This is a genomic window from Streptomyces sp. CS113 (assembly GCF_002188365.1).
GTDB classification, from domain to species: Bacteria; Actinomycetota; Actinomycetes; order Streptomycetales; family Streptomycetaceae; genus Streptomyces; species Streptomyces tendae.
Genome location: NZ_KZ195574.1, coordinates 1,549,072 through 1,573,962, shown reverse-complemented (window position 1 = coordinate 1,573,962; position 24,891 = coordinate 1,549,072). Strand labels below are relative to the sequence as shown.

Genomic DNA, 24,891 nt, shown 5'->3' with positions numbered 1-24,891 from the left:
AGACGGGAATGCACACCGACACCGAGCGCTGCGTGCGCGCCGTCCAGTCGAAGGACGCGCGGTTCGACGGCTGGTTCTTCACGGCCGTCCTGACGACCCGCATCTACTGCCGGCCCAGCTGCCCGGTGGTGCCGCCCAAGCCCGAGAACATGACCTTCTACCCGAGCGCGGCGGCCTGCCAGCAGGCCGGGTTCCGGGCGTGCAAGCGGTGCCGCCCGGACACCAGCCCCGGCTCGCCCGAGTGGAACCTGCGCGCCGACCTCACGGCCCGCGCCATGCGCCTGATCGCCGACGGCGTCGTGGACCGCGAGGGCGTACCCGGCCTCGCCGCCCGCCTCGGCTACAGCACCCGGCAGGTCGAACGCCAGCTCCTCGCCGAACTCGGCGCGGGCCCCCTCGCGCTCGCCCGGGCCCAGCGCGCCCAGACCGCCCGGCTGCTGATCGAGACCACCCCGCTGCCCATGGCGGACATCGCCTTCGCGGCCGGCTTCTCCTCCATCCGGACCTTCAACGACACCGTCCGCGAGGTCTACGCCCTCGCCCCGAGCGAACTGCGCACCCGCGCCCCCAAGAGCCGCCCGACGCCCACCGCCCCCGGCGCCCTGTCGCTCCGCCTCCCCTTCCGCAACCCGCTCAACCCCGACAACCTCTTCGGACACCTCGCCGCCACCGCCGTACCCGGCGTGGAGGAGTGGCGGGACGGCGCGTACCGGCGCACCCTGCGCCTCCCGTACGGTCACGGCATCGTGGCCCTCACCCCGCACCCCGACCACATCGCCTGCCGCCTCACCCTGAGCGACCTGCGCGACCTGACCGTCGCCATCAGCCGCTGCCGGCGCCTGCTCGACCTGGACGCCGACCCGACGGCGATCGACGACCAGCTGCGCGCCGACCCGCTGCTCGCGCCGCTCGTCGACAAGGCCCCCGGGCGGCGCGTCCCGCGCACGGTGGACGAGGCGGAGTTCGCCGTCCGCGCCGTGCTCGGCCAGCAGGTCTCCACCGCCGCCGCCCGCACCCACGCCGCCCGCCTGGTCACCGCGCACGGTGATCCGCTGGACGACCCCGAGGGCGGCCTGACCCACCTCTTCCCGTCCACCGGAGCACTGGCGGCGGTGGACCCGGAGACCCTGGCGATGCCCAGGACCCGCCGCACCACCTTCACCACCCTGGTCGCCCGCCTGTCCGACGGGTCGGTCAACCTGGGCGTCGAGTCCGACTGGGCCGAGACCCGCGCCCGGCTCCTCGACCTGCCCGGCTTCGGCCCATGGACCGCCGACGTCATCGCCATGCGCGCCCTCGGCGACCCCGACGCCTTCCTCCCCACCGACCTCGGCATCCGCCGCGCCGCCGCCGAACTGGGCCTGCCCTCCACCCCGGCCGCGCTCACCGCCCGCGCGGCGGCCTGGCGGCCCTGGCGCGCGTACGCCGTCCAGTACCTGTGGGCGACCGACGACCACCCGATCAACTTCCTGCCCGTATGAGCCCCATGAGCCCTGAGAGTCCTATGAGCCCGTTCGAGCCCGTCCGAGGAGCCGGAGCGAAACCCGTGAAACAGCACACCGTGATCGACAGCCCCTACGGCGCCCTCACCCTCGTCGCCGAGGACGGCGCCCTGTGCGGCCTCTACATGACCGACCAGCGCCACCGCCCGCCGGAGGAGACCTTCGGCGCCCGCGACGAACGCCCCTTCGCCGAGACCGAGGAGCAGCTGGAGGCCTACTTCGGCGGCGAACTGAAGGACTTCACCGTCGGCCTGCGGCTGAACGGCACCGCGTTCCAGCGCACCGTCTGGGCGCAGCTCCAGAAGATCCCCTACGGCGAGACCCGCACCTACGGCGAGCTCGCCGCGGCCCTCGGCAACCCGGCCGCCTCCCGCGCGGTGGGCCTCGCCAACGGCCGCAACCCGATCGGCATCATCGTCCCCTGCCACCGCGTCATCGGCGCGAGCGGCGGCCTCACCGGCTACGGCGGCGGCCTGGAGCGCAAGCAGCGGCTGCTGGACTTCGAACGGGGAGCGGCGGGACCGGAGGCCCTGTTCTAGGCCTGCCGCGAGGTTCCCGGCGCGTGAGCGAGGCGGAAACGCGTTGCCCGCGCGCCGCGGGGCCCGTTACGCTCGCCGGACTTCGAAGACCACGCTCTCCCGAACGATGCCGCAGATGGGGAGCAGGCCCGCGCACAGCAGCCCGGGGCCACGGAGGGGAGGCGCCACTTTTCGGCATGCCCTCCGGAGGACCCCACCCATGCATTCCACGCACCGCCCGCACATCGGCCTCGGCCTGCCCGTCGACGACCCCGCCCTGCTGCCGGCCTGGGCCCGGCGCGCCGACGCGCTCCCCTTCAGAACGCTCGGCCTGCTCGACCGGCTCGTCTACGACAACCCCGAACCCCTGATCACCCTCGCGACCCTCGCGGGCGCCACCTCCCGCATCCGCCTCCAGACCGAGGTGCTGATCGCCCCCGTCCACAACACCGCGCTGCTCGCCAAGCAGACCGCCACCCTCGACCGCCTGTCGGACGGCCGCTTCACGCTCGGCATCGGCGTCGGCGGGCGGGCCGACGACTGCCTCGCCGCCGGCATCGACCTGCACCGCCGGGGCCGCCGCCTCGACGAGCAGATGACCCTCCTGCGCCGCACCTGGGACGGCGAGCCCTACGGCCGCGACGTCGGCCCCGTCGGACCCCGCCCCGCCACCCCCGGCGGGCCGCGGGTGCTGTTCGGCGGCTTCGCCCCGGCCGCCCTGGAACGCGTCGGCCGGTTCGGCGACGGCTTCCTCGGCGCCGCGCTGCCCGCCGCGCACATGAGCGGACTGTTCCGCCAGGTCGAGGCGGTCTGGCAGAAGCACGACCGCCCGGGCCGGCCGCGCCTGGTCGCCCAGGCGAGCGTGGCCCTCGGCCCCGACGACACGGTGGAGCGGGCCCGGCAGAACCTCCGCGACTACTACGCCTTCACCGGACGCGCCGAGTACATGACCAAGGGCCTGCTCACCACCGCACGGGAGATCCGCGCCGCCGTCGACGCCTTCCGGGACATCGGCGCCGACGAGGTCGTGCTCTACTGCTGGACCTCGGACCCCGACCAGGTCGACCGCCTCGCCGACGCCGTGTTCTGACGGGCCTGCGGCTTTCGGCTCCCGCCGCCGCGGCTCAGCCCAGCCCGCGCAGCAGCTCGGGCAGGGCTGAGCCGATCGGCTCCCGGATCACTTCGTCGGCAAGCTCGTCGTACGGCGTCGGCTCCGCGTTGACGACGACCAGCCGAGCCCCGTGCTCGACGGCGACGCCGGCCAGCCCGGCGGCGGGCTCCACCCGGAGACTGGTGCCGACGGCGACGAACACCTGGCACGCCTTGCTGATGGCGGCCGCCTCGCCCAGCACCACCGGGTCGAGGCGCTCGCCGAACATCACGGTCGCCGGCTTCAGAATGCCGCCGCACTCCAGACACGGCGGGTCGGCCTCACCGGCCTCGATCCGGGCCAGCGCGTCCGCCATCGGCCCCCGGGCCCCGCAGCCGGTGCACACACAGGCGCGCGCGGTGCCGTGCAGTTCGAGGACCTTGCGGGCACAGACCCCGGCGAGCTGGTGCAGACCGTCCACGTTCTGCGTGATCACACGGACCGGCACCCCGCGCCGCTCCAGGTCCGCCACCGCACGGTGCGCCGTGTTCGGCTCGGCGTGCAGCGCCGCGGTGTCGCGCCGCATCAGCCAGGAGCGCCGCCTGATCTCCGGATCGGCCATGTAGTACTCGTACGTCACGAGCTTCTCGGCCTCCGGGTCGCGCCGCCACAGTCCGTTCGGACCGCGGTAGTCGGGGATACCGGAGTCGGTGGAGACGCCGGCACCGCTGAGGATGGCGACGAGGGGCTTGCCGGTCATGCGGTCGAGGGTAGGGCGCCGGGGTGCGGCCGGCGAACGGTTATCGGTCGACCCGCACGCCGTCCTCCAGCTCGGCCGTGCCGGAACCGTCCGCCAGGACGTCAAGCGCGGCCAGCACCCGGCCGTGCAGGGAACCGAGCAGGTGGGCGCCGAGTTCCCCGCGCGGCACCAGCCGCCAGGACAGCAGCTCCTCCTCCTGTAGCCGGATCGCCTTCAGGTCGTCCTCCGACAGCACCCCGCCGTCGTACAGGTACGCCACGATCGGCGGCCGGCCCGCCCCGTTCGACCAGTCCACCGCGAGCAGCCGGCCGATCCGCGCGTCGAGACCGATCTCCTCCAGGGTCTCCCGCCACGCGCCCCGCCGCGGGGTCTCCCCGGCGTCGGACTCGATGGTCCCGCCCGGCAGCGTCCACCCCTCGCGATAGTTGGGCTCGACGAGCAGCACCCGCCCCCCGGCGTCCCGGAAGACCGCGGCGGCACCGGCGAGGACGCGGGGCAGACCGGCGATGTAGGTGGCGTAATCAGCAGTGGTCATCCCGGAAGCCTAACGAGCCCGGCCCCCCGGCCCGGCGCACTCCGGCGGCGGGCGCACCGCGGGTTCCACGGTGTGGGCAGGGCATGACGGCGCGGGCGTCCTCCGGTTAGGGTCGCAGCGGCGCGACTGCCTTGACGTGCGCAAGGCTCGAACAGCAAGGGGAGAGCAAGGTGGCTGACGCTGCTGTGGACGGGACCCGACGGGTCCTCGTCGCCGCGGACAAGTTCAAGGGCTCGCTGACGGCCGTCGAGGTCGCCGAGCGCGTCACGGCCGGACTGCGCCGCGTCGTGCCGGACGTCCTGGTCGAGGCGCTGCCCGTCGCCGACGGCGGCGACGGCACGGTGGCCGCCGCGGTCGCGGCCGGATTCGAGCGCCGGGAGGCACGGGTCGCCGGCCCCCTCGGCGCGGAGGTGACGGCGGCGTACGCGCTGCGCGGCGAGACCGCCGTCGTGGAGATGGCCGAGGCCAGCGGCCTCCAGCGGCTCCCGGAGGGCGTCCTGGCACCGCTGACGTCGTCCACGTACGGCTCCGGCGAGCTGCTGCGGGCCGCGCTGGACGCGGGGGCGCGGACGATCGTGTTCGGGGTCGGCGGCAGCGCCACCACGGACGGCGGCGCCGGGATGCTGGCCGCGCTGGGCGCGCGGTTCCTGGACGGGGACGGCGAGCCGGTCGCGGCCGGCGGGGGCGGCCTCGCGGGCCTGGCCTCGGCCGACCTGTCGGGCCTCGACCCCCGCCTGTCCGACGTGGCGCTGGTGCTCGCCAGCGATGTCGACAATCCGCTGACCGGACCGAAGGGTGCCCCGGCGGTCTACGGGCCGCAGAAGGGTGCCTCCCCGGACGACGTGACGGCCCTGGACGCGGCCCTCGCGCACTTCGCGAAGGTGCTGGGGCGGACGGAGGGCGTGGGCGCGCGGGCCGCCGAGTACGCCGCGTCCCCGGGTGCGGGGGCGGCGGGCGGCATCGGGTTCGGCGCGATGCTGCTGGGCGCGCGGTTCCGGCCCGGCATCGAGGTGATGCTGGACGTGCTGGGCTTCGCGCCGGCGCTGGAGCGGGCGGACCTGGTGATCACCGGGGAGGGCTCGCTGGACGAGCAGACCCTGCACGGGAAGGCACCGGCGGGTGTCGCCGCGGCGGCCCGGGCCGAGGGCAAGGAGGTCGTCGCGGTGTGCGGGCGCCTCGCGCTGCCGGCGGAGGTGCTGGGGCGGGCCGGGATCCGGCGGGCGTATCCGCTGACGGATGTCGAGCCGGACGTCGCGAAGTGCATCGCGGATGCGGGGCCGATTCTGGAGCGGGTGGCGGAGGCCATCGCGCGGGACTTCCTGGCCTAGGGGAGTCCCGCCCCCGCCGCCCCTTCCCGTTCCCGACCCCGGGGGCTTCGCCCCCGGGCCCCCGTTTCGGCCCTGAACGGGCCTCGTCCTCAAACGCCGGACGGGCTGAGGGGCGCGGGCACCCTTTCAACCCACTGAGCCGGGCGGTGGGTGGGCATTGGCCCCCGGGCCGACGCCGGGCACGCACAAACGGAAGGGCCCCGAACCCAACCCGGGGTTCGGGGCCCTCAAGACGCCGTCACGGCAACTGCGCCGCCCGCGCCTCCCGCCGATTGTCACGGAAGTTGTTCACCCGGCGAGCGGTGGCGAACAGCGGGATCACCGCCCCCATCACCAACTGCAACGCACACCCCGTTTGCAGCAGCAGCTGCCCGCTCGGCGCGTCGAACGCCCAGCCGGCCAGCAGCCCCATCGACAGGACGATCCACGACAGCATCGCCACCGCGAGGCGCCCCCGCGGCTTCGGGTACTCGACCCGGCTCACCATCAGCCAGGCCGTGCCGAGGATCGCCAGCAGCGTCGCCACGAACGGCAGCTCGAGCAGCACGATCGACACCACCGTCAGCGCGCCGAACGGTGACGGCATGCCCTGGAACGTGCCGTCCTTGACCGTGACGCAGGAGAACCGCGCGAGCCGCAGCACCACCGCCAGCAGCACCACGATCGCCCCCACCGCCGCCACGCGCTGGTAGGCGTCGTCCGCGACCATGCCGTAGACGAGGACGAAGTACGCCGGCGCGAGGCCGAAGCTGATCAGGTCGGAGAGGTTGTCCAGCTCCGCGCCCATGGGCGACGACCGCAGCTTGCGCGCCACCAGGCCGTCGAACAGGTCGAAGATCGCCGCGCACAGCATCAGGATGACCGCGGTGGCCGCGCTGTGCCGGGCCATGCCCGACTCGTCGCTGCCCATGAGGTGCGGGATGAGGATGCCGGTGGTGGTGAAGTACACCGCCATGAAGCCGCACGTGGCGTTGCCGAGCGTGAGCGTGTCCGCTATCGACAGGCGGAGCGAGAGCGGCATCTCCTCCTCGTCGTCCACCTCGTCGGCCTCCGGCACCCATCCGGCCTGGGTCTGCGGATCAACCACGGTCAATTCGAGTCACCCCAGCCACCGTCTTCTGACCCACCTCGACATCCACCTCGACACCCTCCGGCAGGTACAGGTCGACGCGGGAGCCGAAGCGGATCAGACCGACCCGCTCGCCCTGCTCGACCTTGGTGCCCTGCGGCACGTACGGAACGATGCGGCGGGCCACCGCGCCGGCGATCTGGATCATCTCGATGTCGCCGAGCTCGGTGTCGAAGTGCCACACGACGCGCTCGTTGTTCTCGCTCTCCTTGTTGAAAGCGGGAACGAAGCCGCCCGGCACGTGCTCGACCGACGTCACCGTGCCCGCCAGCGGGGCGCGGTTGACGTGGACGTTGAGCGGGCTCATGAAGATCGCGACGCGGGTACGGCCGTCCTTCCACGGCATGATGCTCTGCACCACACCGTCGGCGGGCGAGATGACCCGGCCCTGGGTGATCTCGCGCTCGGGGTCGCGGAAGAACCACAGCATCCCCGCCGCGAGCGCGGTGGCGGGGACGGCGACGGCCTTGGCGGCGCCGGAACGGCGGGCCCGCAGGAGGCTGACGGCTGCGGTGGCGACGGTCGGCAGAAGCCACGGCGATGCTCCGCGCGCGAGGCGTACGCCGGCGAGGCTGTCGCGAGGTGCAGAGGTTTGGCTGTGGGGCATGGATGACCTTCGTAGCGGATGATGCCGCGCTATGACGGGGGACGGCGGCTTTCCGGCGATCGTAGCGGCTCCGCGCCGCAACTGGGTAAGCCAGGAAGCCGAGTCGGCGGCCGAACACTGCCTACGGGGTGTGACCTTCTTCTCCAAGAAAACACCCCGTATCCGGACATCTAACCCTGGAATCGATACTCTTCGAGCAGTCGGCGGCCGATGATCATTTTCTGGATCTCGGCGGTGCCTTCACCGATGAGCAGCATCGGCGCCTCGCGGTAGAGGCGCTCGATCTCGTACTCCTTGGAGAAGCCGTACCCGCCGTGGATCCGGAAGGCGTCCTCCACGACCTCCTTGCAGTACTCGGAGGCGAGGTACTTGGCCATCCCCGCTTCCAGGTCGTTTCGTTCGCCCGAATCCTTTTTGCGCGCAGCGTTCACCATCATCGCATGCGCCGCCTCCACCTTGGTAGCCATCTCCGCGAGCTTGAACTGGATGGCCTGGTGCTGGGCGATCTGCTTGCCGAAAGTGTGACGCTGCTGGGCGTACTGGACACCGAGTTCGAAGGCACGCTGAGCGACGCCGCAGCCACGGGCCGCCACGTTGACGCGGCCGACCTCGACGCCGTCCATCATTTGGTAAAAACCTCGGCCGGTGACGCCGCCGAGCACCCGATTGGCCGGAATGCGCAGGCCGTCCATGATGAGCTCGGTGGTGTCGACGCCCTTGTAGCCCATCTTGTCGATCTTCCCGGGGATGGTCAGGCCCGGGCGGACCTCGCCGAAACCGGGCTCCTTCTCCACCAGGAAGGTCGTCATCGACTTGTGCGGGGCCGTGCCGTCCGGGTGACCCTCGTCACTCTTCACCAGTACGGCCACCAGCGACGACGTACCGCCGTTCGTCAGCCACATCTTCTGGCCGTTCAGGACGTACTCCTCGCCGTCCTTGACCGCCTTCGAGGTGATCGCCGAGACGTCGGAGCCCAGCGCCGGCTCGGACATCGAGAAGGCGCCCCGGATGTCGCCCGCGGCCATACGCGGCAGGAAGTGGTCCTTCTGCTCCTGCGTGCCGTGCTGCTTGAGCATGTACGCCACGATGAAGTGCGTGTTGACGATGCCGGACACCGACATCCAGCCGCGGGCGATCTCCTCCACGCACAGGGCGTAGGTCAGGAGCGACTCGCCCAGGCCCCCGTACTCCTCGGGAATCATCAGGCCGAACAGGCCGAGTTCCTTCAGCCCGTCCACGATGTCCTGCGGGTACTCGTCCCGGTGCTCCAGTTCGGTGGCGACCGGGATGATCTCCTTGTCCACGAAGTCCCGGACGGTGGAGAGGATCTCCCGCTGGACGTCCGTGAGGCCGTGGGTCTGGGCGAGACGGCTCATCTCTACTTCCCCTGTTCCTTCAGCTCGGGCCGGCCGGGCTGTTCGCCGCCGCGCTCCTTGACGTACGTCTCGGTCGGCACCATCACCTTGCGGCGGAAGACGCAGACGAGGGTGCCGTCCTGCTTGTAGCCCTTGGTCTCGACGTGGACGATGCCGCGGTCGCTCTTCGACTTCGACGGCCACTTGTCGAGCACCGTCGTCTGCCCGTAGAGCGTGTCGCCGTGGAAGGTCGGGGCCACGTGCTTGAGCGACTCGATCTCCAGGTTGGCGATCGCCTTGCCGGAGACGTCCGGGACGGACATGCCGAGCAGGAGCGAGTAGATGTAGTTGCCCACCACCACGTTCTTGCCGAAGTCCGTCGTCTTCTCGGCGTAGTTGGTGTCCATGTGGAGCGGGTGATGGTTCATGGTGAGGAGGCAGAACAGGTGGTCGTCGTACTCCGTGACCGTCTTCCCGGGCCAGTGCTTGTACACCGCCCCGACCTCGAACTCCTCGTAGGTGCGTCCGAACTGCATCGCCCTCAGCCCTCCGGGATCTCGAACTTCGACGTACGCTCCATGCCGGCCGCGCGTCCCTTGCCGGAGACGACCAGCGCCATCTTGCGGCTGGCCTCGTCGATCATCTCGTCGCCGAGCATCGCCGAGCCCTTCTTGCCGCCCGCCTCGGACGTGTAGTAGTCGTACGCGTCCAGGATCAGCTCGGCGTGGTCGTAGTCCTCCTGGGAGGGCGAGAAGATCTCGTTGGACGCCTCGACCTGGCCGGGGTGCAGCACCCACTTGCCGTCGAAGCCGAGAGCGGCGGCGCGCTGCGCGACCTCGCGGTAGCCGTCGACGTTGCGGATCTGGAGGTAGGGTCCGTCGATCGCCTGGAGGTTGTTGGCGCGGGCGGCCATCAGGATCTTCATCAGGATGTAGTGGTAGGCGTCCGCCGGGTAGCCGGGCGGCTGCTCGCCCACGACCAGGGACTTCATGTTGATGGACGCCATGAAGTCGGCCGGGCCGAAGATGATGGTCTCCACGCGCGGGCTGGCCTGGGCGATCTCGTTGACGTTGTTGAGGCCCTGCGCGTTCTCGATCTGCGCCTCGATGCCGATCCGGCCGACCTCGAAGCCCATCGTCTTCTCGATCTGGGTGAGGAGGAGGTCGAGGGCGACGACCTGCTGGGCGTCCTGGACCTTGGGGAGCATGATGCAGTCCAGGTTCGGGCCCGCGCCCTCCACCACCGTCACGACGTCGCGGTACGTCCACTCGGTCGTCCAGTCGTTGACGCGCACGACGCGGGTCTTGCCGGTCCAGTCGCCCTCGTTGAGGAACTTGACGATGGTGTGCCGCGCCTCGGGCTTGGCGAGCGGCGCACAGGCGTCCTCCAGGTCGAGGAAGACCTGGTCCGCCGGGAGGCCCTGGGCCTTCTCCAGGAAGCGCGGGTTGCTCCCGGGGACCGCCAGGCAGGAACGCCGGGGGCGGAGACGGTTGACCGTGGTCATGCGGGGACCTCCAAGGGGTCGAGCTTGTTCGCGTTCCGGATCTCGTCGACGATCCGGCCGATGATGCCGGTGATGTCGAAGTCCTTCGGGGTGAAGACCGCGGCCACTCCCGCGGCCCGCAGTTCCTCGGCGTCACCGTTCGGGATGATGCCACCGGCGATCACCGGTATATCCGTGGCACCGGCCACACGGAGCCGTTCGAGCACGTCCGGCACCAGTTGCGCGTGCGAGCCGGAGAGGATGGACAGGCCCACCGCGTGCACGTCCTCGGCGAGGGCGGCGTCCACGATCTGCTCGGGGGTGAGCCGGATGCCCTGGTAGACCACCTCGAACCCGGCGTCGCGGGCGCGCACGGCGATCTGCTCGGCGCCGTTGGAGTGGCCGTCCAGGCCGGGCTTGCCGACCAGGAAGCGGAGCTTGCCGACCTCCATCTCCTTGGCCGTCAGCTCCACCTTGCGGCGCACTTCGGAGAGGGCCGAGCCCTCCTCGGCGGTGACCGCGACCGGCGCCGAGGACACGCCGGTCGGCGCGCGGAACTCGCCGAACACCTCGCGCAGCGCCCCCGCCCACTCGCCGGTCGTGGCGCCGGCCCGGGCGCACTCCAGCGTGGCCTCCATGAGGTTGCCGGTGCCGCGGGCGGCCTCCTTCAGCTTCTCCAGCGCCTTGCAGGGGCGCGGGTGGTTGAAGGGCGGCTGGTACCGCGTGTCGCGCCAGTTCTCCAAGGAGGCGATCACGCGGGCCTCCACCGCCGGGTCGACCGTCTGGATCGCGGTGTCCAGGTCGGCGGTCAGCGGGTTGGGTTCGGTGCCCTCGAAGGCGTTGACACCGATGATCTTCTCCTCGCCGGACTCGATCCGGGCCCGGCGCTCGGCGTGCGAGGCGACCAGCTGGGACTTGAGGTAGCCGGACTCCACGGCGGCCATCGCGCCGCCCATCTCCTGGATGCGGTCGATCTCCGCGAAGGCCGCCTCGACCAGCTCGTCGACCTTCGCCTCGACCACCTTCGAGCCCTCGAAGAGGTCCTCGTACTCCAGCAGGTCGCTCTCGTGCGCCAGCACTTGCTGGATGCGCAGCGACCACTGCTGGTCCCAGGGGCGCGGCAGGCCGAGTGCCTCGTTCCAGGCCGGCAACTGCACGGCACGCGCGCGTGCGTCCTTGGAGAGGGTCACGGCCAGCATCTCCAGCACGATCCGCTGGACGTTGTTCTCCGGCTGCGCCTCGGTCAGGCCCAGGGAGTTGACCTGGACGCCGTAGCGGAAGCGGCGGTGCTTGGGGTTCTCGATGCCGTAGCGCTCGCGGGTGACGCGGTCCCAGATGCGGCCGAAGGCGCGCATCTTGCACATCTCCTCGACGAAGCGGACGCCCGCGTTGACGAAGAAGGAGATGCGGCCGACCACGTCGCCCATGCGCTCCTGCGGCACCTGACCGCTGTCGCGCACCGCGTCGAGGACGGCGATCGCCGTGGACATCGCGTACGCGATCTCCTGCACCGGCGTGGCGCCCGCCTCCTGGAGGTGGTAGCTACAGATGTTGATCGGGTTCCACTTGGGCAGGTGGGACACCGTGTACGCGATCATGTCCGTCGTCAGGCGGAGCGACGGTCCCGGCGGGAAGACGTGCGTCCCCCGGGACAGGTACTCCTTGACGATGTCGTTCTGGGTCGTGCCCTGGAGCTCGGTGAGGTCCGCGCCCTGCTCCTCCGCGACGACCTGGTAGAGCGCCAGCAGCCACATGGCCGTGGCGTTGATGGTCATCGAGGTGTTCATCTGCTCCAGCGGGATGTCCTGGAACAGCCGGCGCATGTCACCGAGGTGCGCGACCGGCACGCCGACCCGGCCGACCTCGCCGCGGGCGAGGACGTGGTCGGAGTCGTACCCGGTCTGGGTCGGCAGGTCGAAGGCGACCGACAGACCCGTCTGGCCCTTGGCGAGGTTGCGCCGGTACAGCTCGTTGGACGCCTCGGCCGTGGAGTGACCGGCGTAGGTGCGCATGAGCCACGGCCGGTCCTTCTGGCGCTCAGTCATGTGTGGCCTCCGCCGCCCTCAGATGTTCCGGAAGCGGTTGATGGCGTCGAGGTGCTGCGCGCGCTTCTCGTGGTCGCGCACGCCCAGTCCCTCCTCGGGCGCCAGGCACAGGACGCCGACCTTGCCCTGGTGGGCGTTGCGGTGGACGTCGTGGGCGGCCTGACCGGTGTCCTCCAGGGAGTACACCTTGGACAGGGTCGGGTGGATCTTGCCCTTGGCGATGAGGCGGTTGGCCTCCCAGGCCTCGCGGTAGTTGGCGAAGTGGGAGCCGATGATGCGCTTCAGGGACATCCACAGGTAGCGGTTGTCGTACTCGTGCATGTAGCCCGAGGTCGAGGCGCAGGTGGTGATGGTGCCGCCCTTGCGGGTGACGAAGACGGAGGCGCCGAAGGTCTCGCGGCCGGGGTGCTCGAAGACGATGTCGATGTCCTCGCCGCCGGTCAGTTCGCGGATGCGCTTGCCGAAGCGCTTCCACTCCTTCGGGTCCTGGGTGTTCTCGTCCTTCCAGAACCGGTAGCCCTCGGCGCTGCGGTCGATGATCGCGTCGGCGCCCATCGACCGGCAGATGTCCGCCTTCTGCTCGCTGGAGACGACGCAGATCGGGTTCGCGCCGCCGGCGAGGGCGAACTGGGTGGCGTAGGAGCCGAGTCCGCCGCTGGCGCCCCAGATGAGCACGTTGTCGCCCTGCTTCATGCCGGCGCCGTTGCGGGAGACCAGCTGCCGGTACGCGGTGGAGTTGACCAGCCCGGGGGCGGCGGCCTCCTCCCAGCTGAGGTGGTCCGGCTTCGGCATCAGCTGGTTGGACTTGACCAGCGCGATCTCGGCGAGGCCGCCGAAGTTGGTCTCGAAGCCCCAGATGCGCTGCTCGGGGTCGAGCATCGTGTCGTTGTGGCCGTCGGAGGACTCCAGCTCGACGGAGAGGCAGTGCGCGACGACCTCGTCGCCCGCCTGCCAGGCGTTCACGCCCGGACCGGTGCGCAGGACGACGCCGGCCAGGTCGGAGCCGATGACGTGGTACGGCAGGTCGTGGCGCTTGGCGAGGTCGCTGACCCTGCCGTAGCGCTCCAGGAACCCGAAGGTGGACAGCGGCTCGAAGATCGAGGTCCACACCGAGTTGTAGTTGACCGAGGAGGCCATGACGGCCACCAGGGCCTCGCCGGGGCCCAGCTCGGGCACCGGGACGTCGTCCAGGTGGATCGACTTGCGGGGGTCCTTGTCGCGGGTCTCGAGGCCCGCGAACATCTCGGTCTCGTCCTTGTGCACGGTGATCGCGCGGTACGACTCGGGGAGCGGCAGTGCGGCGATGTCGGCCGGCGTGGAGTCGGGCGACTGGATCGCGTCCAGGATGTCCTTCACGGTCACGGTGTTGCCTCCGGCGGTGAGCGCCCTGAGGGAGGGGCGCTGAGGGGTACGTCGGTGCTGCTGAAGTGAGGGTGTGTGCCTGTGACGCAGGCGTTCGGACGCGCAGGGGATGAGGTGCGGGGACAGCCCGAACACCTTCAACGTATGACACCGCGTGTCACCTCGCAAGGCACTGAGTGCCAGAAACTGTTCTCAGATGAATTCTTTACACGACAGATGAGCGATGATCGATCGAATCGTCTCTCACCAGTGGTGGAAAAGGGGCGCCGACATGCAAAAACGGCCACCCGGTGGGTGGCCGTCGTCACAGCGCGGAGCAGCGCCGAGGGGGGCGGTCAGCGCTCCTTGAGCGCCTGCTCGATGGTGCGCATGACCTCGTGCAGCGGCGCGTCGGTGCGCGCCACCGTCACCAGCACCTCGCCCTGCACGGAGGCCGAGGAGGCGGCCGGCCGCCCGGTGGAGGCGGTGCCGCGCCCCGCCCCGATGCCGGTGCCGAAGGTCTTCCGCACGATCGCGAAGGCGTGGTCCAGCTCGGCCTCCACGTCGCCCTGCCCGTCGGCCCGCAACCAGCGCCGCAGCACGTGGTTGTGCGCGGTGACCACGGCGGACGCCGCGACCTCCGCGAGCAGCGGGTCGTCGTTGGCGTCGTCGTCGTGGGCGTGCTCGTCGAAGTGGCCCAGCAGGTAGCGGGTGAACAGCCGCTCGTAACGGGCCACCGACGCGATCTCCGCCTCGCGCAGGGTGGGCACCTCACGCGTCAGCTTGTAGCGGGCCACCGAGATCTCCGGCCGGGCCGCGTACATCTTCATGACCTCTTTGATGCCGCGGCACACCGTGTCCAGCGGGTGCTCGTGCGCGGGCGCCGCGTTGAGCACCGCCTCGGCCCGCACCAGGGTGTCGTCGTGGTCCGGGAAGATCGCCTCCTCCTTGGAGCGGAAGTGGCGGAAGAAGGTGCGGCGGGCCACCCCGGCCTGGGCCGCGATCTCGTCGACGGTGGTCGCCTCGTACCCCTTGGTCGCGAACAGCTCCATCGCCGCCGCCGCCAGTTCCCGGCGCATTTTGAGCCGCTGGGCGGCGGCTCGGTTGCCGGCCGCGCTCTCCGGCGCGTCGGACGTGGCTGAGGTACGTGAGGACTTGGCGGGCTGGGACATGACCCGAACGTACTGCATGCGGGCGCAATCATGCGCGTGACCGGGGATTCCCCCGCCCGCACGGGGCGGGGGAGACCCGGCCGGATCGAGCAGCCCGCCCCAGTCCTCCTCGGGCCTGAACCAGTCGCCCGGTCGCTCAGCGGCGGGCATGCTCGCGGAAACCGCGGCCCGTCTTGCGGCCGAGGCAGCCCGCGGCCACCAGGTGCTCGAGCAGCGGTGCGGGCGCCAGTCCCGGGTCGCGGAACTCCCGGTGCAGGACCTTCTCGATGGCCAGCGACACGTCGAGTCCGACCACGTCGAGCAGCTCGAACGGGCCCATCGGGTAGCCGCCGCCCAGCTTCATCGCGGCGTCGATGTCGTCGAGGGTCGCGTAGTGCTCCTGCACCATCTTGACCGCGTTGTTGAGGTACGGGAACAGCAGCGCGTTCACGATGAACCCGGCCCGGTCGCCGCAGTCCACGGCGTGCTTGCGCACCGTGGCGCAGACCTCGTGGACGGTGGCGTGCACGTCGTCGGCGGTCAGCACCGTGCGGACCACCTCGACCAGCTTCATCGCCGGGGCCGGGTTGAAGAAGTGCATCCCGATCACGTCCTGCGAGCGCGAGGTGGCGCGGGCGCAGGCGACGACCGGCAGCGAGGACGTGGTGGTGGCCAGCACCGCGCCGGGCTTGCAGACCTTGTCCAGCGTGGCGAACAGCTGCCGCTTGACCTCCAGGTCCTCGGCGACGGCCTCCACGGCCAGGTCGACGCCGGCGAAGTCGTCGTACGTGCCCGTCGGCGTGATCAACTCCAGCGTCCGTGACGCCGCCTCGGCGGTCATGCGCCCCTTGTCGACCGACCGGGACAGGGACGTGCCGATCCGGGCCTTGGCCGTCTGCGCCTTCTCCGCGCTGCGGGCGGCCAGCACGACCTCGTACCCGGCCTTGGCGAACACCTCGGCGATGCCGGACGCCATGGTGCCCGAACCCGCCACGCCCACCGCCCGCACCGGCCGCCCGGCGACCGCGGTGTGGTCCGCGGCCGGGGTCAGCGCGTCCGGCACCACGACCGCGCTGCCGGGCGCCTCGTAGGTGTAGAAGCCGCGCCCCGCCTTGCGTCCCGTCAGGCCCGCCTCGCTGAGCTGCCTGAGGATCGGCGCGGGAGCGTGCAGCCGGTCCCGGGAGGCGGCGTACATGGCCTCCAGGACCGTGCGCGCGGTGTCCACGCCCACCAGGTCGAGCAGGGCCAGCGGCCCCATCGGCAGGCCGCAGCCGAGGCGCATCGCGGCGTCGATGTCCTCGCGGGAGGCGTAGTTCGCCTCGTACATCGCGGCGGCCTGGTTGAGGTAGCCGAACAGCAGCCCGTCCGCGACGAAACCGGGCCGGTCCCCGACCGCGACCGGCTCCTTGCCGAGGTCCAGGGCCAGGTCGGTGACGGCCGTGACGGCGGCGGGCGCGGTCAGCACCGAGGAGACGACCTCGACCAGCTTCATGGCCGGCGCCGGGTTGAAGAAGTGCAGGCCGAGCACCCGCTCCGGGCGGGCCGAGTCGGCGGCCAGACGCGTGACGGACAGCGCGTTGGTGCCGGTCGCCAGGATCGCCTCCGGGCGCACGATCCCGTCCAGCTCCCGGAAGACCCGCTGCTTGATCTCGTACGACTCCGGGACCACCTCGATCACCAGGTCGGCGTCGGCGGCGGCCCGCAGGTCGGTGGAGGTGCGGACGCGGGCCAGGGCGGCGCCGCGCTCCTGCTCGGTCAGGCGCCCGCGCTCGACGGCACGGGCGGTGGAGGACTCCAGCGCGGCGACCGCCTTGACGGCCTGCGCCTCACTGACGTCGATGCCGACGACCTCGCGGCCGGCCCCGGCCAGGACCTCGGCGATGCCGGTGCCCATCGTGCCGAGGCCGACGACGGCGATCGTCCGGAGCGGGGACAGAGGAGTGTCGGACAGGGGAGTGGCCATCGCGGGACTCCAGGAATGAGGGTGACGACGGGAACACGCCCGGGTACGCCGCGGGGCGTACCGGGTGCGTGAGAAGGAGAGGGAAGGGAGTGCGGGTGCTGCCGGGCCGATTCGCGCACACGCCCGGTGCCGTCGCGGAGGGCGCGCGCGCCCGCCCGGCGGCCTGTGACCGGCCCTGTCCCGAGGCCGAGTCCTGATGCGGTACCCGAGGTACCGGACCGACTGCCCTCCCGGTGGCTGCGTCACCAAACCACCGTGAGGAGTTGCTGCGGGTGATGACCCGCTCGTCTGAGGTTAACCCGCGGGTAACGAGCGCGCCAGCCCCCGGCGTTCGTGATGTAGGTCCCACGCCCGGTGTGACGCCCCTAACCTCGGTGTCATGGACGAAGAGTTGCGAGCGCTCACGGAGCGCTTACGGGCCGAGGCGGCGGCGACGGGCGCTCCGGGGGCGCGGACGGTGTACGACCGGCTCGCGGCGACCGGCGACCTCGACGAACTGGCCGACGTGCTCACCGAGCCCGGACACCCGCTGTGGGCCCGGGAACTGGCCGCGTTCCGGCTCGGGGTGGCGGGGGACCGGCGGGCCTTCGAGTCACTGGTACTGCTGCTCAACCACCGCGACCCGCCGCGCTGCGCCTCGGCCGCCCACGCCCTGGCCCGCCTGGACGACCCGCGCACCGCCCGCGCGGCGGCGGCCCTCGCCACCAACGAACTGCGCGTCGCCTACGCCCTGCACCCGGTGCGGCTACTGGTCGAGCTGCGGGCCCCGGAGTCGGTGCCCGCGCTGATCACCACGCTGGAGCGGCGGCTGCGCCCGCACGACCCCTACCGGCGCGTCGCGCTCGCCTGCGTCGAGGGCCTCGGCCACCTCGGCGACAAGCGTGCCGCACCCGTCCTGAACGACGCCCTGGCCCACCCGGTGCTGGCCGAGGCGGCGGTGCGGGCGCTGGCGCGCATCCCGGGGCAGCGGTGAGCGGCGGCGGGCGAAGGGCGGGGCGGTGACGTCCCGTCAGCCGTTCAGCGGCCGGGCGTAGCGCACCTCGGGCACCGCGACGCCGTCCACCTCGAAGGGCTCCTCGGCGCCGTCGGGTCGGAAGCCCGCCCGCTCGTAGAACCGCCGGGCGCGGGCGTTGCCCTCGAGCACCCACAGGAGCATGCGCGGGTGCCCGGCGCTCTCGCACCGGCGCACCGACTCCTGCGTCAGGGTCCGCCCGACGCCCGTGCCGAGCCGTCCGGCGTCGACGTAGAGGGCGTACAGCTCCGCGTCCGCGGTGCGCACCTCGCCGTCCCGGTAGGGGCCGTGGCAGGCCCAGCCGACGACCGCGCCGTCCTCGTCCTCGGCGACCAGGTTCACCACGCCCTCCGGCGCCCGGGCGAACAGGGCGCGACGCCGCTCCGCGTCGGCGGCGGGGTCCATCGCGTCGAGGTACGGCTGCGGCATCAGGCCCCGGTAGGCGCTCTGCCAGCCCCGGACGCGGATCAGGGCCACGCGGTCGCAGTCCGCGAGGACCATCTCCCGCACCCGCACCGGCTTGTGCGGACCGTTCACGGCGCCACGACCGCGAACGCCTCGATCTCCATCAGGAACTCCGGCCGGACCAGCGCGGCCACCTGCACCGCCGACGCGGCCGGCAGCCGGTCGTCGGGTATGTGCTCGGCGCGGGCCGCGCGGATCGCGCCCATGTGGGCCATGTCCGTGACGAAGTAGGTCAGCTTCACCACGTCGTCGAAGGTCGCTCCGGCCGAGGCCAGGCACCGGCGCAGGTTCTCGAAGACCCGGCGGGCCTGGGCCGCGGGGTCGCCCTCGCCGACCACCTTGCCGTCCTCGTCCAGGGCGAGCTGCCCGGAGACGGCCACGAACCGCCCGGTGCCGAGGACGACATGGGTGTACTGCGCGGCGGGCGCGACGCCCTCGGGGGCGGGGATCCTGGTCAGCTCACTCATGCGTCCATGGTGGACCACGGCACTGACAACGCCCCCACGGGGCGGGGGCGAAGCGGACGGCGAGCGGACGGCTAGCCGCGGAAGCCGAGCAGCGCGTGCAGGGTCGAACCGCGCGAGGACGTGGACGCGGCCTTGGACTCCAGCGGCTTCGGGTCCGGCAGCGCCGGGCACACCGCGTCCGCCTCGCCACCGCCGCCGCGCGGCACGGTGCCGTCGGTCAGATAGGCGGCCAGGTGCTCGTCCAGGCAGTCGTTGCCGCTCAGGGTGATCCCGTGGTTGCCGCCGCCCTCCTCGACGACCAGGGCGGAGTCGCGCAGCAGCCGGTGCGCGCTGACGCCGCCCTCGTACGGGGTGGCCGCGTCGCCGGTCGCCTGGAACATCAGGACGGGCGGCAGGTCGCCGTTGGCGACGTCCACCGGCTGCCCGGACCCGGTGGGCCAGAACGCGCACGGCGCGTTGTACCAGGCGTTGTTCCAGACCATGAACGGTGCCTTCGGGTACAGGTCCCAGCTGTCGTCGCGCCACTGGTCCCAGTCCCGCGGCCAGGCGGCGTCGCGGCACTGCACCGCGGTGTAGACGCTGTAGCCGTTGTCCCCGGAGGCGTCCGGGGCCCCGAAGTTCTCGTACGCCTCGACCAGCGGGCCGGTGTCCTCGTCGTTCGCGTACGCGGCGAACGCCTCGGCCAGGTAGGGCCAGTAGCCGTTGTAGTACCCGCCGGGCATGTAGGTGTCCTCCAGCTCGGAGGCGCCCACCTTCCCTCCGGCGGGCCGCTTCGCCAGCGCCGCCCGCATGGCGTACCAGGCGGCCTCGACCCGCTCGGGGTCGGTGCCCAGACCGTAGGCGGCGTCGTGCTCGGCGATCCAGGCCATGAAGGCCCGGTGGCGGTCGTTGAAGGCGAGGTCCTGGTTGAGGTTGGCCTCGTACCAGACGTCGTCCGGACCGACGACGGAGTCCAGGACCAGCCGCCGCACCCGCTGCGGGTAGAGCTTGGCGTAGACGGCGCCCAGGTAGGTGCCGTACGAGTAGCCGAAGTAGTTGAGCTTCTCCGAGCCGAGCGCCGCGCGGATCGCGTCGACGTCCCGCGCCGCGTCGACCGTGTCGATGTACGGCAGCACGTCCGCGTACTTCTCGCCGCAGGCGTCGGCGAAGGCCTTCGCGCGCGCGAGGTTGGCCTGCTCGACGTCCGGCGTGTCCGGCAGCGAGTCCGGCCGCACCGGGTCGAAGTGGCCCGGCAGACAGTCCAGCGCGGGAGTGCTCCTGCCCACGCCGCGCGGGTCGAAGCCGATGACGTCGTACTGGGCGGCCACCTTCGCGGGCAGGGACGACGCCACGAAGCCGGCGAGCGTCAGCCCGCTGCCGCCGGGGCCGCCGGGATTCACCAGCAGCGGGCCCTGGTACGTCTCGGCGGTGTGCGGGACGCGGGAGAGCGCCAGCGTGATCTGCCGCCCGCGCGGACGCGCGTGGTCGAGCGGTACCTCCAGCGTCGCGCACTGGAGCGTCGGGTAGTCCTCCGTGGCGCACTTCTCCCAGTGCGGGCCCGCCGCGGGCGCCGCGGACGCGGGGTGCGCGGGCCGTGGCGCGCTCGCGCTGGCGGGGACGGCGGTGACGGCCCCGGCGGCGATGACGGCGGCGCCGCACAGCACGGCTGCGCGTTGTCTCATGGCGTTCTCCCACGACTCCCAGGACGGAGGGGCTGCGGTCCGCGCGGGTCGCGGTCCTCGCCGGATCGTCCCGGGGAGCGCCTTCGGAAGAACGAGTCCTGTCCCTACTTGACCCGATCGGGTCGGAAGATGCCCTCCAATGCGCCTACTCGGACTTCTTCGACTGCGCCCGCTCGGACTTCCCCGACCGGGACTCGTGTCCCGAAGGCGCTCAGAGGAGCGACAGCTGCACCGGCTCGGTGGTCGCGGGTCCGGCCGGCCGCGAGGGCGCCGGCTCCGCGATCCGCCGGGGCATCCCCGCGCGCGCGGGTCCGATGCCGTACTCGCGGGCCAGGTCGTGCACCTGGCGCGTGATCCGGCGCTGGTACCACTTCGGGGCGTAGGCACCGTCCGCGTACAGCCGCTCGTAGCGGCGGACCAGGTGCGGGTGGTGCCGGCCGAGCCAGTCCATGAACCACTCGCGGGCACCCGGACGCAGGTGCAGCACCAGCGGTGTCACCGAGGTGGCGCCGGCGGCGGCGACGGCCCGCACGGTGGCCCTCAGCTGGGCCGGCTCGTCGCCGAGGAAGGGGATGACCGGGGCCATCAGCACCCCGCAGCCGATGCCGCGTTCGCCGAGGGCCCTGACCACCTCCAGCCGCCGCTCCGGTGCTGGGGTGCCCGGCTCCACGGTGCGCCACAGCTCCGCGTCGGTGAAACCGACCGAGACCGATATCCCCACGTCCGTCACCCGGGCCGCCCGGGTCAGCAGGTCCAGGTCGCGCAGGATCAGCGTGCCCTTGGTGAGGATCGAGAAGGGGTTCGCCCGCTCGGTGAGGGCCTCGATGATGCCCGGCATCAGCCGGTAGCGGCCCTCCGCGCGCTGGTAGCAGTCGACGTTGGTGCCCATCGCCACGTGCTCGCCCTGCCAGCGGCGCGAGGCCAGCTGGCGGCGCAGCAGCTCGGGCGCGTTCACCTTGACCACGATCTGGGAGTCGAAGCCGAGCCCGGTGTCGAGGTCGAGGTAGCTGTGCGTCTTGCGGGCGAAGCAGTACACGCACGCGTGCGTGCAGCCCCGGTAGGGGTTCACCGTCCACTCGAACGGCATGCGCGAGGCCCCCGGCACCCGGTTCAGGATCGAGCGGGCCCGCACCTCGTGGAAGGTGACGCCGCGGAACTCGGGCGAGTCGAAGGTGCGGGTGGTGACGGCGTCCGCGCCGAACAGCGCGGTGTCCGCCGCCCGGGCGTGGTCGGAGTCCGTGAGGTTCTCCCAGCGCATTGAGGCCTCCTCGGTAGCACTGTTCGACACAATAGAACACTTGTTCCCTTGATCGTGCGGGCGTGTCGCGCGGGGCGGCTTCGCGCCCCCCGATTTGGTGGCCGGGCGGCGGGGTGGTTGGCTTGCCCCGAACCCGAGAACCAGGCCCTGGAGGAACCCGATGGCGCAGGTCGAGGCGACGACGGAGCGGATCGTCGCAGCGGACGCGGAGACGGTGTTCGACACCCTCGCCGACTACAGCGGCACCCGCGAGAAGCTGCTGCCCGAGCACTTCAGCGAGTACGAGGTCCGGGAGGGCGGCGACGGCGAGGGCACCCTCGTGCACTGGAAGCTCCAGGCCACCAGCAAGCGCGTCCGCGACTGCCTGCTGGAGGTCACCGAGCCGGCCGACGGAGAACTGGTCGAGAAGGACCGCAACTCCTCCATGGTCACCACCTGGCGGGTCACCCCGGCGGGCGAGGGCAAGTCCCGGGTCGTCGTGGTCACCACCTGGCAGGGCGCGGGCGGCGTCGGCGGCTTCTTCGAGAAGACCTTCGCCCCCAAGGGCCTCGCCCGGATCTACGACGCGCTGCTCGCCAAGCTCGCCGCCGAGGTCGAGAAGTAGCCAAAGCGCAGCCGCAGGGCGGCCGTTGGCCGCCTCACCGGTTCGAGTGATCTCCGCGCGAACCCGCCGTACGTCCGTAACTCGTCGCACTTGTTCGCAGTTGTCGCCTCAGGCGGCAAATGTGAGCAAGTGTGACGAGGGGAGCGGTACGTGGGCGGGATCACTCTGGTGCAGGACCCGGTAAGGGATTCCGCACAGGACGAACCGGTCGTCGCGGACCGGGTGCCCCCGCAGGCGCCCGGTGCCGGGCCGGACGGGGAGCAGACGGCCGGGCTGAGCCCGCGCCGGGTGCGGCTGGTCTTCGTCGGGCTGATGCTGGCCCTGCTGCTCGCCGCCCTGGAGCAGATGATCGTCGCGACGGCGCTGCCGAAGATCGTCGGTGAGCTGCACGGCTTGGACAAGATGTCCTGGGCGATCACCGCGTACCTGCTCACCTCGACCGTCGGTCTGCCCATCTACGGCAAGCTCGGCGACCTCTTCGGCCGCAAGGGCGTCTTCCAGTTCGCCATCCTGGTCTTCGTCGTCGGCTCCGCGCTCGCCGGACGCGCGCAGACCATGGACCAGCTGATCGCCTTCCGCGCGGTGCAGGGCGTCGGCGCCGGCGGCCTGATGATCGGCGTGCAGGCGATCATCGCGGACATCGTGCCGCCCCGCGAACGCGGCCGGTACATGGGCCTGATCGGCGCCGCCTTCGGACTCGCCTCCGTCGCGGGCCCGCTGCTCGGCGGCTACTTCACCGACCACCTCTCCTGGCGCTGGTGCTTCTACATCAACGTGCCCTTCGGCCTGGTCACCATGGCCGTCGTCGCCGTCGTCCTCAAGCTGCCCCGGCCGCGGGTCAAGCCCCGCCTGGACATCCTCGGCGCCCTGCTGCTCGCCGCCGCCTCCACCTGCCTGGTCCTGCTCACCAGTTGGGGCGGCACCGAGTACGCGTGGGGCTCGAAGGTCATTCTGGGCCTCGCCGCCGGTGCGGTCGCGGCCACCCTGCTCTTCCTGGTCGCCGAGCACTTCGCGCCCGAACCGCTGATCCCGCTGCGCCTGTTCCGGGACTCCATCTTCAACGTCACCGCCCTGGTCGGACTCGTCGTCGGTGTCGCCCTGTTCGGCGCCGCCAGCTACCTGCCGACCTTCCTGCAAATGGTCGACGGTGCCAGCGCCACCGAGTCCGGCCTGCTGATGCTGCCGATGATGGGCGGTGTCGTCGTCGCCTCGATCCTCTCCGGACAGCTCATCAGCCGCACCGGCCACTACCGCGGCCACCCGATCCTCGGCAGCGCGCTGTCCGTCCTCGGCATGTGGCTGCTCTCCCGCCTCGACGCCGACACGTCCCGGCTGCACTACAGCATCTGGATGGCCGTCCTCGGAGCCGGTATCGGCATGGTGATGCCGGTCCTGGTCCTCGCCGTGCAGAACTCCGTGCGCCCCACCGACCTGGGCACCGCCACCAGCGCCAACAACTACTTCCGGCAGATCGGCGGGAGCGTCGGCGCGGCCGTCTTCGGCACCCTCTTCGCCGGCCGGCTCACCGACGCCCTGGCCGACCGGATCCCCGCCGAGGCGGGGGCCGGGCTCCCCGACGCCGAGGCCATCACCCCACAGCTCGTCCACTCCCTGCCCCCGGCGCTGCGCGACGCCTACATCGGGGCGTACGCCGACGCCATGCCGCGGATCTTCCTCTACCTGGTGCCGGTGCTCGTCCTCGGGCTCGTCATCGCCCTCTTCCTCAAGGAGAAACCCCTGGTGTCCCACAACGCCCCCGTCACGGACCCGGAGACCGCGCAGCACGTACCGCAGGCACCGCAGGCGGCCCAGGTGCCACCGGCCCGGTCGCCCTACGCCGGCGGCATCCCCGTCTGCGGCACGGTGCAGCACCCCGACGGCACCGTCGTGCCCCGCGCGGCACTCACCCTCATCGATGTCGGGGGGCAGCAGATCGGCCGGGGCGCCAGCGGCGACGACGGACGGTACGCGCTGGCCACGCCCGGTTCCGGGGCGTACGTCCTGATCGCCGCGGCCGGCGGGCACCAGCCGCAGGCGGTCTCGGTGACCGTCGGCGAACGCCCGGTGGAGCTGGACGTGGTCCTCGGCGGCGCCGGACGCCTGGCCGGCAGCGTCATGACCGCCGACGGCAGCCCGGTGCGCGACGCGACCGTCACCCTCACCAACGTCCACGGCGAGGTCGTCGCCACCACCCGCAGCGGCCGCGAGGGCGGCTACGTCATCACGGAACTGGTCGCGGGCGAGTACACCCTCGCCGCCAGCGCCCCCGCCTTCCGCCCCGCCGCGCTGCCGGTCAGCGTCCAGGCCGCCCGGGAGACCCGGCAGGACGTCGAGCTGGCCGGCGGCGCCGTGCTGCGCGGCACGGTCCGGGCCGGCGGCGGACGGGTCGTGGAGGACGCGCGCGTCACGCTCCTCGACGCGGCGGGCAACGTGGTGGACACCCTGACCACCGGTCCCGACGGCACGTTCCGGTTCGTGGACCTGTCCTCCGGCGAGTACACCGTCATCGCGGCCGGATACCCGCCGGTCGCGACCGTCCTCCAGGTGGCCGGTGGCGGCCGGACCGAACGCGACCTGCAACTCGGGCACGAGGACTGAGACCCGCCCACCGGCGCGC

At 72.0% G+C, this 24,891-nt stretch carries 22 protein-coding genes; 7 read left to right on the top strand and 15 right to left on the bottom strand.

The annotated features are described in order from the left end of the window. Positions 1-8: 8 nt before the first annotated feature. From B9W62_RS06745 to B9W62_RS06735, 3 genes are all read left to right on the top strand, one after another. Positions 9-1,481: an AlkA N-terminal domain-containing protein gene (locus B9W62_RS06745; RefSeq protein ID WP_087806142.1), complete on the top strand. Its 1,473-nt coding sequence runs from the start codon at positions 9-11 to the stop codon at positions 1,479-1,481. A 65-nt stretch (positions 1,482-1,546) separates the two neighbouring features. Further along, positions 1,547-2,041 carry a methylated-DNA--[protein]-cysteine S-methyltransferase gene (locus tag B9W62_RS06740; RefSeq protein ID WP_087806140.1) on the top strand — a complete coding sequence of 165 codons (495 nt, stop codon included), beginning with the start codon at positions 1,547-1,549 and terminating at the stop codon, positions 2,039-2,041. A gap of 199 nt (positions 2,042-2,240) precedes the next feature. Next, on the top strand, positions 2,241-3,110 hold the full coding sequence (locus B9W62_RS06735) for an LLM class flavin-dependent oxidoreductase (RefSeq protein ID WP_087806138.1): 870 nt from the start codon (positions 2,241-2,243) through the stop codon (positions 3,108-3,110). Positions 3,111-3,144: 34 nt separating this feature from the next. Here B9W62_RS06735 and B9W62_RS06730 read toward each other — a convergent pair whose 3' ends face one another. Further along, positions 3,145-3,870 carry an SIR2 family NAD-dependent protein deacylase gene (locus B9W62_RS06730; protein ID WP_087806136.1) on the bottom strand — a complete coding sequence of 242 codons (726 nt, stop codon included), beginning with the start codon at positions 3,868-3,870 and terminating at the stop codon, positions 3,145-3,147. Between the two features lie 40 nt (positions 3,871-3,910). Next, complete coding sequence (locus tag B9W62_RS06725; protein ID WP_087806134.1) at positions 3,911-4,405, bottom strand: NUDIX domain-containing protein; 495 nt, start codon at positions 4,403-4,405, stop codon at positions 3,911-3,913. A gap of 185 nt (positions 4,406-4,590) precedes the next feature. On the opposite strand from B9W62_RS06725, the gene B9W62_RS06720 reads away from it, so the two are divergent. After that, positions 4,591-5,733, top strand: a complete 1,143-nt coding sequence (locus tag B9W62_RS06720) for a glycerate kinase (RefSeq protein WP_087806132.1) — start codon at positions 4,591-4,593, stop codon at positions 5,731-5,733. A 238-nt stretch (positions 5,734-5,971) separates the two neighbouring features. On the opposite strand, the gene pssA is transcribed toward B9W62_RS06720, so the two are convergent. From pssA to B9W62_RS06675, 9 genes are all read right to left on the bottom strand, one after another. Continuing rightward, complete coding sequence (pssA, locus tag B9W62_RS06715) at positions 5,972-6,790, bottom strand: CDP-diacylglycerol--serine O-phosphatidyltransferase (RefSeq protein ID WP_030178550.1); 819 nt, start codon at positions 6,788-6,790, stop codon at positions 5,972-5,974. A 22-nt stretch (positions 6,791-6,812) separates the two neighbouring features. Continuing rightward, positions 6,813-7,469: a phosphatidylserine decarboxylase gene (locus B9W62_RS06710; protein ID WP_087806130.1), complete on the bottom strand. Its 657-nt coding sequence runs from the start codon at positions 7,467-7,469 to the stop codon at positions 6,813-6,815. Between the two features lie 170 nt (positions 7,470-7,639). Continuing rightward, positions 7,640-8,845: an acyl-CoA dehydrogenase family protein gene (locus B9W62_RS06705; protein ID WP_087806128.1), complete on the bottom strand. Its 1,206-nt coding sequence runs from the start codon at positions 8,843-8,845 to the stop codon at positions 7,640-7,642. Positions 8,846-8,847: 2 nt separating this feature from the next. Next, complete coding sequence (locus B9W62_RS06700) at positions 8,848-9,360, bottom strand: MaoC family dehydratase (RefSeq protein WP_087806127.1); 513 nt, start codon at positions 9,358-9,360, stop codon at positions 8,848-8,850. A gap of 5 nt (positions 9,361-9,365) precedes the next feature. Next, entirely contained in the window at positions 9,366-10,328 is a 963-nt protein-coding gene (locus tag B9W62_RS06695) for an HpcH/HpaI aldolase/citrate lyase family protein (RefSeq protein WP_087806125.1), read from the bottom strand. Further along, complete coding sequence (locus B9W62_RS06690; protein ID WP_087806123.1) at positions 10,325-12,352, bottom strand: protein meaA; 2,028 nt, start codon at positions 12,350-12,352, stop codon at positions 10,325-10,327. Before B9W62_RS06690 ends, B9W62_RS06695 begins: the two co-directional genes overlap by 4 nt. 18 nt (positions 12,353-12,370) lie before the next feature. Then, a complete protein-coding gene (gene ccrA / locus B9W62_RS06685; RefSeq protein ID WP_179235949.1) occupies positions 12,371-13,708 on the bottom strand; it encodes a crotonyl-CoA carboxylase/reductase in 1,338 nt (445 codons plus the stop codon). A gap of 341 nt (positions 13,709-14,049) precedes the next feature. Continuing rightward, positions 14,050-14,865 carry a TetR family transcriptional regulator gene (locus B9W62_RS06680; protein WP_087811779.1) on the bottom strand — a complete coding sequence of 272 codons (816 nt, stop codon included), beginning with the start codon at positions 14,863-14,865 and terminating at the stop codon, positions 14,050-14,052. 136 nt (positions 14,866-15,001) lie between these two features. Continuing rightward, positions 15,002-16,807, bottom strand: a complete 1,806-nt coding sequence (locus B9W62_RS06675; protein ID WP_087806119.1) for a 3-hydroxyacyl-CoA dehydrogenase family protein — start codon at positions 16,805-16,807, stop codon at positions 15,002-15,004. Positions 16,808-17,186: 379 nt separating this feature from the next. Here B9W62_RS06675 and B9W62_RS06670 point away from each other — a divergent pair, with 379 nt between their 5' ends. After that, positions 17,187-17,780, top strand: a complete 594-nt coding sequence (locus B9W62_RS06670) for an adenylosuccinate lyase (protein WP_087806117.1) — start codon at positions 17,187-17,189, stop codon at positions 17,778-17,780. 36 nt (positions 17,781-17,816) lie between these two features. Here B9W62_RS06670 and B9W62_RS06665 read toward each other — a convergent pair whose 3' ends face one another. The 4 genes from B9W62_RS06665 to B9W62_RS06650 all read right to left on the bottom strand — a co-directional run bounded on the left by B9W62_RS06665 (position 17,817) and on the right by B9W62_RS06650 (position 21,670). Beyond that, complete coding sequence (locus B9W62_RS06665; RefSeq protein ID WP_179235947.1) at positions 17,817-18,320, bottom strand: GNAT family N-acetyltransferase; 504 nt, start codon at positions 18,318-18,320, stop codon at positions 17,817-17,819. 32 nt (positions 18,321-18,352) lie between these two features. After that, positions 18,353-18,751: a RidA family protein gene (locus B9W62_RS06660; protein ID WP_087806113.1), complete on the bottom strand. Its 399-nt coding sequence runs from the start codon at positions 18,749-18,751 to the stop codon at positions 18,353-18,355. A 71-nt stretch (positions 18,752-18,822) separates the two neighbouring features. After that, positions 18,823-20,412: an alpha/beta hydrolase gene (locus tag B9W62_RS06655; protein ID WP_087806111.1), complete on the bottom strand. Its 1,590-nt coding sequence runs from the start codon at positions 20,410-20,412 to the stop codon at positions 18,823-18,825. A gap of 211 nt (positions 20,413-20,623) precedes the next feature. Then, positions 20,624-21,670 (bottom strand): Rv2578c family radical SAM protein, encoded by a 1,047-nt coding sequence (locus B9W62_RS06650; RefSeq protein WP_087806109.1) that lies wholly within the window; start codon positions 21,668-21,670, stop codon positions 20,624-20,626. 160 nt (positions 21,671-21,830) lie between these two features. Here B9W62_RS06650 and B9W62_RS06645 point away from each other — a divergent pair, with 160 nt between their 5' ends. Together B9W62_RS06645 and B9W62_RS06640 are read left to right on the top strand one after the other, a co-directional pair. Continuing rightward, on the top strand, positions 21,831-22,274 hold the full coding sequence (locus B9W62_RS06645; RefSeq protein WP_087806107.1) for an SRPBCC family protein: 444 nt from the start codon (positions 21,831-21,833) through the stop codon (positions 22,272-22,274). A 150-nt stretch (positions 22,275-22,424) separates the two neighbouring features. Then, on the top strand, positions 22,425-24,872 hold the full coding sequence (locus tag B9W62_RS06640) for an MFS transporter (protein ID WP_087806105.1): 2,448 nt from the start codon (positions 22,425-22,427) through the stop codon (positions 24,870-24,872). Positions 24,873-24,891: the final 19 nt, after the last annotated feature.

What these genes read in the sequence shown, in the direction of transcription:
- B9W62_RS06745 (WP_087806142.1), top strand. Translation starts at nt 9, where the DNA reads ATGCACACCGACACCGAGCGCTGCGTGCGCGCCGTCCAGTCGAAGGAC.
- B9W62_RS06735 (WP_087806138.1), top strand. Translation starts at nt 2,241, where the DNA reads ATGCATTCCACGCACCGCCCGCACATCGGCCTCGGCCTGCCCGTCGAC.
- B9W62_RS06730 (WP_087806136.1), bottom strand. Translation starts at nt 3,870, where the DNA reads ATGACCGGCAAGCCCCTCGTCGCCATCCTCAGCGGTGCCGGCGTCTCC.
- B9W62_RS06725 (WP_087806134.1), bottom strand. Translation starts at nt 4,405, where the DNA reads ATGACCACTGCTGATTACGCCACCTACATCGCCGGTCTGCCCCGCGTC.
- B9W62_RS06710 (WP_087806130.1), bottom strand. Translation starts at nt 7,469, where the DNA reads ATGCCCCACAGCCAAACCTCTGCACCTCGCGACAGCCTCGCCGGCGTA.
- B9W62_RS06705 (WP_087806128.1), bottom strand. Translation starts at nt 8,845, where the DNA reads ATGAGCCGTCTCGCCCAGACCCACGGCCTCACGGACGTCCAGCGGGAG.
- B9W62_RS06700 (WP_087806127.1), bottom strand. Translation starts at nt 9,360, where the DNA reads ATGCAGTTCGGACGCACCTACGAGGAGTTCGAGGTCGGGGCGGTGTAC.
- B9W62_RS06695 (WP_087806125.1), bottom strand. Translation starts at nt 10,328, where the DNA reads ATGACCACGGTCAACCGTCTCCGCCCCCGGCGTTCCTGCCTGGCGGTC.
- B9W62_RS06690 (WP_087806123.1), bottom strand. Translation starts at nt 12,352, where the DNA reads ATGACTGAGCGCCAGAAGGACCGGCCGTGGCTCATGCGCACCTACGCC.
- B9W62_RS06680 (WP_087811779.1), bottom strand. Translation starts at nt 14,865, where the DNA reads ATGTCCCAGCCCGCCAAGTCCTCACGTACCTCAGCCACGTCCGACGCG.
- B9W62_RS06675 (WP_087806119.1), bottom strand. Translation starts at nt 16,807, where the DNA reads ATGGCCACTCCCCTGTCCGACACTCCTCTGTCCCCGCTCCGGACGATC.
- B9W62_RS06670 (WP_087806117.1), top strand. Translation starts at nt 17,187, where the DNA reads ATGGACGAAGAGTTGCGAGCGCTCACGGAGCGCTTACGGGCCGAGGCG.
- B9W62_RS06665 (WP_179235947.1), bottom strand. Translation starts at nt 18,320, where the DNA reads ATGGTCCTCGCGGACTGCGACCGCGTGGCCCTGATCCGCGTCCGGGGC.
- B9W62_RS06660 (WP_087806113.1), bottom strand. Translation starts at nt 18,751, where the DNA reads ATGAGTGAGCTGACCAGGATCCCCGCCCCCGAGGGCGTCGCGCCCGCC.
- B9W62_RS06655 (WP_087806111.1), bottom strand. Translation starts at nt 20,412, where the DNA reads ATGAGACAACGCGCAGCCGTGCTGTGCGGCGCCGCCGTCATCGCCGCC.
- B9W62_RS06650 (WP_087806109.1), bottom strand. Translation starts at nt 21,670, where the DNA reads ATGCGCTGGGAGAACCTCACGGACTCCGACCACGCCCGGGCGGCGGAC.
- B9W62_RS06645 (WP_087806107.1), top strand. Translation starts at nt 21,831, where the DNA reads ATGGCGCAGGTCGAGGCGACGACGGAGCGGATCGTCGCAGCGGACGCG.